7 protein-coding genes are annotated in these 7,124 nt (G+C 43.1%); 5 read left to right on the top strand and 2 right to left on the bottom strand.

The genetic code is table 11. The features are described 5' to 3' along the window. A partial coding sequence (locus GC098_RS39630; protein WP_216625469.1) for a hypothetical protein occupies positions 1–195 on the top strand: 195 nt, incomplete at its 5' end. Between the two features lie 189 nt (positions 196–384). On the opposite strand, the gene lexA is transcribed toward GC098_RS39630, so the two are convergent. Next, positions 385–1,002, bottom strand: coding sequence for a transcriptional repressor LexA (lexA, locus tag GC098_RS29860; protein WP_047676998.1), 618 nt, complete (start codon positions 1,000–1,002; stop codon positions 385–387). A 147-nt stretch (positions 1,003–1,149) separates the two neighbouring features. Here lexA and GC098_RS29855 point away from each other — a divergent pair, with 147 nt between their 5' ends. The 3 genes from GC098_RS29855 to GC098_RS29845 all read left to right on the top strand — a co-directional run bounded on the left by GC098_RS29855 (position 1,150) and on the right by GC098_RS29845 (position 2,715). Next, entirely contained in the window at positions 1,150–1,557 is a 408-nt protein-coding gene (locus tag GC098_RS29855; protein WP_171647075.1) for a LysM peptidoglycan-binding domain-containing protein, read from the top strand. Between the two features lie 140 nt (positions 1,558–1,697). Then, positions 1,698–1,880 (top strand): DUF896 domain-containing protein, encoded by a 183-nt coding sequence (locus tag GC098_RS29850; RefSeq protein WP_047677001.1) that lies wholly within the window; start codon positions 1,698–1,700, stop codon positions 1,878–1,880. A gap of 43 nt (positions 1,881–1,923) precedes the next feature. Next, the gene (locus tag GC098_RS29845) at positions 1,924–2,715 is read left to right on the top strand and encodes an HAD family hydrolase (RefSeq protein ID WP_171647085.1); all 792 of its coding nucleotides are present in this window, start codon (positions 1,924–1,926) and stop codon (positions 2,713–2,715) included. Positions 2,716–2,794: 79 nt separating this feature from the next. Here the strand turns inward: GC098_RS29845 and mtnD are convergent, their stop codons facing one another. Next, the gene (mtnD, locus tag GC098_RS29840; RefSeq protein WP_171647073.1) at positions 2,795–3,337 is read right to left on the bottom strand and encodes an acireductone dioxygenase; all 543 of its coding nucleotides are present in this window, start codon (positions 3,335–3,337) and stop codon (positions 2,795–2,797) included. A 254-nt stretch (positions 3,338–3,591) separates the two neighbouring features. On the opposite strand from mtnD, the gene metH reads away from it, so the two are divergent. Beyond that, on the top strand, positions 3,592–7,029 hold the full coding sequence (gene metH, locus GC098_RS29835) for a methionine synthase (protein ID WP_171647071.1): 3,438 nt from the start codon (positions 3,592–3,594) through the stop codon (positions 7,027–7,029). Positions 7,030–7,124 lie beyond the last annotated feature (95 nt).

Here is a 7,124-nt window from a genome sequence, read left to right as displayed (position 1 = left end):
TGCTATTTATTTAGCCATCTGTCCATATTGGAGGAACAGGCGGTCTATGAAAGCGCTTTTCTCGACAGTCTGAATAATCCAATGGAAGTAGGGATTTGGAAGCTTAAAAGTCAATTCCATTGGATTATTCCAATAGAATCACGAATTTCGAAGCCTGAGAGTAGATTCCATTGGAAAAATCCAATAGAAGCATGAATTTCGTTATGAATACCGATTAGAATGTTCCATATGGTCTATAGACCTTAAGGAGCTGTCCTCAAGTGCACCCATTTGGTCCAAAGCTTCATGCGACAAAAACTGTTTACATCGAAAAGAACCGAGGGACTATTGTCCTCTCGGTTCTTTCTCATTGGTATTGTATGTAGAATAAGGGCTGTAGGGCTATTACATATCCCGGAACAAACCAATGACACGGCCTAGTATCGTAACATGTTTCAAGAGGATAGGCTGCAAAGCAGAGTTCTCCGGTTGAAGACGAATATGATCCTTTTCCTTGTAAAAGCGTTTCACCGTTGCTTCATCATCTTCCGTCATTGCAACAACAATGTCTCCGTTATTAGCGGTTTGCTGCTGCTTAACGATGACATAATCGCCATTATGAATACCGGCTTCAATCATACTGTCACCCATGACGCTAAGCATGAACACATTATTATCTCCGACCATGCTGACAGGAAGAGGGAAGTAGTCTTCGATGTTCTCTGTTGCTGTAATAGGAACACCTGCAGTTACTTTACCAACGAGAGGTACGCGAGCCACTGAAACCGCGAAATGCGTTTCAGCACCGTCAAGGCCTAGAATTTCAATAGCACGAGGTTTTGTAGGATCTCGACGAATCATACCTTTCTTCTCAAGACGCTCCAAATGACCGTGTACAGTAGAACTAGAAGCTAGTCCAACAGCCTCGCCGATTTCTCTAACGGAAGGCGGGTACCCCTTATCTTTCACTTCATTCTTAATGAATTCCAATATAGCTTGTTGACGCTGCGAAATCTTACTCAATAGTTATCACTCCAATACTGGGAATCATTACCCAAAGTATAACATAGAACCCGAGTTCGTACAAACATAAGTTCGAGAAAATGATTGACTCAAACATGTGTTCGTGTTATTCTAATACCAGAACAAACGTTTGGGAGATGATTACTCATGTATATGGCTTATTCAAACACTAACACAACACACGCACCTCATAGATCTACTAGCACATCCAAAGGGATGACATTTAATTCTAGTTATACAAAAGCGATTGTTCGCTTCATTCTATTAGCAGTTATTCTTGGTACTGTGTTTTCATTTGGTGCTATGGTTCAAGCCTATGCTGGGGATGGGGCTGCAATTGCAAAGACCCCGATTTCCGTGTCGTCTATTAACATTACTCTGAAAGCTGTCGTACAAGATCAAGTCGTTATTCAACGTGGAGACACACTCTGGGATATTGCTTCCACTCATAAAAAAAGCGATGAGAACGTTCGTTCGTACATGCATAAATTAAAGACAATCAATCATTTAACCACCAGCTCCCTGAAAGAAGGACAGGTTTTATTGCTTCCATAATTTCACTATGCGATTTTTAATAGACTCAAATACGATGAGGCTTGGACATGTTCCTATGCCTCTTTTTGTTGTCTCTTGACATTCCTTAATAGGGATGGCAAAGTAGTACTCATATTGAATTTTTGACTGGGAGGATCATTATGAGTGACAACATGGAACAGAATATCGAACGTATTAATGAGCTTGCTCGTAAAGCGAAAACAGTTGGCTTAACAGATGCTGAAATCGATGAACGCAATGAACTCAGAAAGAAGTATATTGAAGCATTCCGTGGCAATCTTAAAGTTCAACTTGATTCCATCAAGTTTACGGACGAAGAGTAATCGCTGCTCATATAGATACAACATTCAAAAGGGGAAATGAATGATGACGTTGAAAGCTGTACTTTTTGATTTAGATGATACGCTTCTGTGGGATGATCGCAGCGTGCAGGAAGCTTTCGAAGCGACATGTGCTGAAGCTGCAAAGCACGCAGCCGTGAATCCGGAAGAATTGGAAGCTTCTGTTCGTAAAGAAGCGCGTTCTTTATATGAATCTTTTGAAACTTTTGCATTTACGAAAATGATTGGTATTAATCCCTTCGAAGGCTTATGGGCAAATTTCACACAAGGTGAGAATGAGAACTTTCGTAAGCTTGAGAAACTAGCGCCAGGATATCGTACGGAGTCTTGGACAAGAGGGCTTGCGGCGTTGGGGATCGAGGATCGTGAGCTCGGGTATAAGCTTGGAGAACTATTTCCAGCAGAACGCCGACGCCGTCCTTACGTATATGAGGAAACGTTCCGAGTGTTGGACGCTTTGAAAGGCAGCTATCAATTGTTGTTGTTAACGAATGGTTCACCCGATTTGCAAAAGGAAAAATTAGCAGGTGTCCCAAATATCGCACCCTACTTTGATCATATTGTGATCTCCGGTGAATTTGGTGTAGGTAAGCCAGCGACATCTATTTTCAATCATGCACTGGGACTACTTGGGATAGAAGCTGAAGAAGGAATCATGATCGGGGATAAATTGACAACCGATATCCTTGGTTCCGGCAGTGTAGGAATGCGCAATATTTGGATTAATCATCATGGGCTTCAAAGTGGAGATGAGATCGTTCCTGTGTATGAGGTTTCCCGTCTTCAAGATGTTTTGCCGATTATTGCGAACGGATAATATGAAAGAAACAAAAACCCAACGGCTGCTTTGGACGTTAAGTCCAGCACTGTTGGGTTTTTGTTCGCATAATAAGAAATTAGGCTTTAGTAAATTCGGGATCATCAATGTTATAAGCAACCCAGCCGTCTTTTTCGATGAAGAGACGAACTGCAACGATTTCACGATTATCCATTAGTGTGAAGAAATGGTTCGTGTTCTCAGGAACTGAGATCACATCGCCTGGTTCAAGTTCAACGTCAAAATAGCCAACTTCGCTTTCGGATTTGATAATGAAAATTCCTCGTCCAGAAACGATCGCACGAATTTCATCTTCCGTATGTGTGTGTACTTGTTCGAATTTCTTCAGGAGCTCTTCGATGTTAGGCGTTGAATCGGAAAGCGCGATAACATCCCAAATTTCATAACCGCGTCTAGCAGCCAAATCACGAATTTCTTCTTCATAAGTACTAATAATTTCAGCTTTCTCTTCATCACTTAGAATGAATTTCTCACGCAGTGTTTCCGGAAGCTTGCTAGCATCCCAGTGTTCATAAACAACATTTTGACTATCCAAGAAGGCTTTGACCTGCGCTTCGCCTTCAATACGTTCATTCGTATTGCGAATTCTAATTTGTGCCACAGTACATCCCTCTTTCTAAGTACATATAATATAGGGATCTTTGACTTACGATCAAAGTCTCTCCTTTGAATTATAGTGGAAATACAGCAAGCTGTCGATGGTCGAACATAAGAATTTCCGATAAAACCTATAGGTAAATATGATAATTCAAATTCTTTTCATAGAAGCCAGATTCTGTTACACTAAAGCATAACATAATTTGTCGTTTTTTTTATTCTCTATAGCTTTAGGATAAGTTGAAAGGGAGTCATGCAATGATCAAAACACCGATACAAGAGCAGCTTAAAAAGAAGATCATGATCCTAGATGGTGCCATGGGTACAATGATTCAGCAAGAGAACTTAACAGCTGAAGATTTCGGGAGCGATGATTTGGACGGATGTAATGAAATTCTTTGTGTTACACGACCGGATGTTATTCGCAAAATTCATGAAGCTTACTTCGCCGCTGGCGCTGATATGATAGAAACAAATACATTCGGGACCACGAGCGTGGTACTAGCGGAGTATGATTTGCAAGACCGTCATCGTGAATTAAATCTTGCGGCAGCCAAACTGGCAATCGAAGCGGCGAATAAATATTCGACACCGGAGTGGCCTCGTTATGTTATTGGCGCCATGGGTCCTACTACCAAAACGTTGTCGGTAACCGGTGGAGTAACATTCGCTCAACTAGAGGAGAGCTATTACGAGCAAGCGTTAGCTCTCGTTGAAGCGGGCGTGGATGCACTCCTTTTGGAAACTTCCCAAGATACTCTGAACGTAAAGGCCGGCAGTATCGGAATTCGCAGAGCGTATGAAACATTAGGTGTTGAACTTCCAATAATGATCTCGGGTACTATTGAACCGATGGGCACAACATTAGCCGGTCAAAATATTGAATCCTTCTATATTTCTTTGGAACATTTGAAGCCTATTTCAATGGGGTTGAACTGTGCTACAGGTCCTGAATTTATGAGGGATCATATCCGAACATTGTCTGATATTGCTGGAACAGCAATTAGTTGTTATCCGAATGCCGGTTTGCCGGATGAGAACGGTCATTATCATGAGTCACCCGAATCTTTGGCCAAAAAGATGGCTGGATTTGCTGAGCAAGGCTGGCTCAATATTGCCGGTGGGTGCTGTGGGACAACGCCGGATCACATTCGTGCAATGGCGGAGACACTTTCTCAGTATAAGCCAAGAACGCAATATGGTACGCATTTACCTGCTGTCTCAGGGATTGAAACGTTATTTATCGAGCCAGAAAATCGTCCTATCATGGTTGGGGAACGGACCAATATTTCAGGTTCACGAAAATTCAAACGCCTGATTAAAGAAGGGAAGTTTGAAGAGGGCTCTGAGATTGCACGAAATCAAGTTAAGAACGGCGCTCACGTTATTGATATTAACCTGCAGGATACAGACATTGATGAGGCTTATGCCGTTGAAGAGTTCATGCAGCAGGTTGTGAAGAAAGTCAAAGTTCCGTTAATGATTGACTCGACTTATGATCACATCATTGAGCTGGGACTTAAGTACTCTCAAGGTAAGGCGATCATCAACTCCATTAACTTGGAGGATGGCGAAACGAAGTTCGAAGGGATTTTACCGTTAATCAAACGTTACGGAGCTGCCGTTGTTTGTATTCTCATTGATGAACGAGGCCAAGCGGTTTCGCGCGAAGCGAAGATCGAAGTGGCGACGCGGTCTTACGAGCTTTTGACACAGAAGTATGGCATGAATCCTGAGGATATTATTTTTGATCCTAATATGTTCCCAGTTGGCTCTGGAGATCCGCAGTATATTGGTTCCGCCGTAGAGACGATTGAGGGTATCAAGCTGATTAAAGCTAAATATCCAGCTGCTAAGACGATACTTGGCTTAAGTAATATCTCTTTCGGTTTACCGGATGCTGGGCGTGAAGTGCTGAATTCCGTCTATCTGTACCATTGTACGAAGGCAGGCCTAGATTATGCCATTGTAAATACAGAAAAACTGGAGCGTTATGCTTCTATCCCGGATACCGAACGTCAATTAGCTGAAGAACTTATTTACAATACGAATGATGAGACTCTGGCGCAATTCGTTGCCCATTTCCGTGAGAAAAAAGTGGAGAAGAAAGAGAAGATTTCGAATCTGACTCTGGAAGAAAGACTTGGCTCTTATGTCGTGGAAGGGACCAAAGAAGGGCTGATCCCTGATTTGGAAATTGCTTTACAGACTTATTCGCCGCTTGAAGTCATCAACGGGCCGCTCATGAAGGGGATGGAGGAAGTTGGACGCCTCTTTAATGGGAATGAACTGATTGTGGCTGAGGTTTTACAAAGTGCGGAAGTTATGAAGGCTTCAGTTAATTACTTGGAACCATTCATGGAGAAATCCGAAACAGCGGTTAAGGGTAAAATTATTCTAGCAACCGTTAAAGGTGATGTACACGATATCGGTAAAAATCTGGTCGAAATTATCCTATCGAACAATGGTTATAAGATCATTAATCTTGGGATTAAAGTACCGCCGGAGCAAATCATCGAAGCTTATCGTAGAGAGCTACCGGATGCGATTGGTTTATCTGGATTACTTGTGAAATCGGCTCAGCAAATGGTGATCACGGCTCAAGATTTACGCACGGCTGGTGTGGATGTGCCAATTCTGGTTGGTGGGGCTGCTCTAACACGTAAATTCACCAAAACGCGTATTCAGCCAGAATATGAGGGAGTTGTTCTGTACGCGAAGGATGCGATGGACGGATTAGATATTGCGAACCGGTTAAGTGATCCTGAGCAGCGAAAGCGACTCATTCAGGAGCTGAGAGAGAGCTTGGAGTCCGATGTGATGGATACCAGTAAAAAGGAAGAGAAACTGCCGCAGCTCACACGTGTAAGTTCGTCTGCTGTATCCAAGGATCTTCCTGTGCAAGTGCCGCAGGATACAGAGCGCCATATCATGAGGGATTACCCGATTAGCCATCTGATGCCCTATGTTAACATGCAGATGCTGCTTGGACATCATCTTGGTTTGAAAGGTAAAGTAGAGCAACTGCTTAGCGATAAAGATACGAAAGCCCTTCAGCTGAAGGATACCGTGGATTCAATTCTATATGCTGCACAGCATAATGGGATTATCAAAGCCCACGGGATGTACCGTTTCTTCCCAGCACAATCCAGCGGTAACGATGTCATCGTGTATGACCCGCAGGATCACAGTAAAGTGCTTGAAACCTTCACTTTCCCGCGCCAGGATAAAGAACCTTATCTTTGCTTATCCGACTACCTGAAGTCAGTAGAAAGCGGGCAAATGGATTACGTTGGTTTCTTACTTGTTACGGCAGGGCATGATATTAATGAATTGGCTAAAGAATGGCGGGATAAAGGGGATTATTTGAAATCCCATGCCCTTCAGGCTACGGCACTGGAAATGGCTGAAGGATTTGCCGAACGGATTCATCACATCATGAGAGATGTATGGGGGATAGCCGATCGTGTAGATATGACAATGCAGGAGAGATTTGGGGCCAAATATGTCGGACAACGGTTCTCCTTCGGTTACCCGGCATGTCCGAACCTCGAGGACCAAGCGAAATTGTTCAACTTGCTGAAGCCAGAGGATATTGGCGTGGAGCTAACGGAGTCGTTCATGATGGAGCCGGAAGCGTCGGTTTCAGCGATCGTATTTGCCCATAAGGAAGCTCGTTACTTCAACGTAGGATAGAAAGTTTATGTATAAAGCGAGGCAGCTTGTGCGAACTACATTGGTTCGTCGGCGTCCTCGCTTTACATTTTGGCATCGTGATTTTAGATAGAATG

This window comes from Paenibacillus phytorum (assembly GCF_013141715.1).
Lineage (GTDB): Bacteria > Bacillota > Bacilli > Paenibacillales > NBRC-103111 > Paenibacillus_E > Paenibacillus_E phytorum.
The sequence above is the reverse complement of the archived record's forward strand: the minus strand, read 5'-3'. Positions and strand labels throughout refer to the sequence as shown.

Excerpts from the sequence above, each read along its gene's own strand:
- GC098_RS29855 (WP_171647075.1), top strand. The coding sequence starts at position 1,150 with ATGTATATGGCTTATTCAAACACTAACACAACACACGCACCTCATAGA.
- GC098_RS29850 (WP_047677001.1), top strand. The coding sequence starts at position 1,698 with ATGAGTGACAACATGGAACAGAATATCGAACGTATTAATGAGCTTGCT.
- GC098_RS29845 (WP_171647085.1), top strand. The coding sequence starts at position 1,924 with ATGACGTTGAAAGCTGTACTTTTTGATTTAGATGATACGCTTCTGTGG.
- metH (WP_171647071.1), top strand. The coding sequence starts at position 3,592 with ATGATCAAAACACCGATACAAGAGCAGCTTAAAAAGAAGATCATGATC.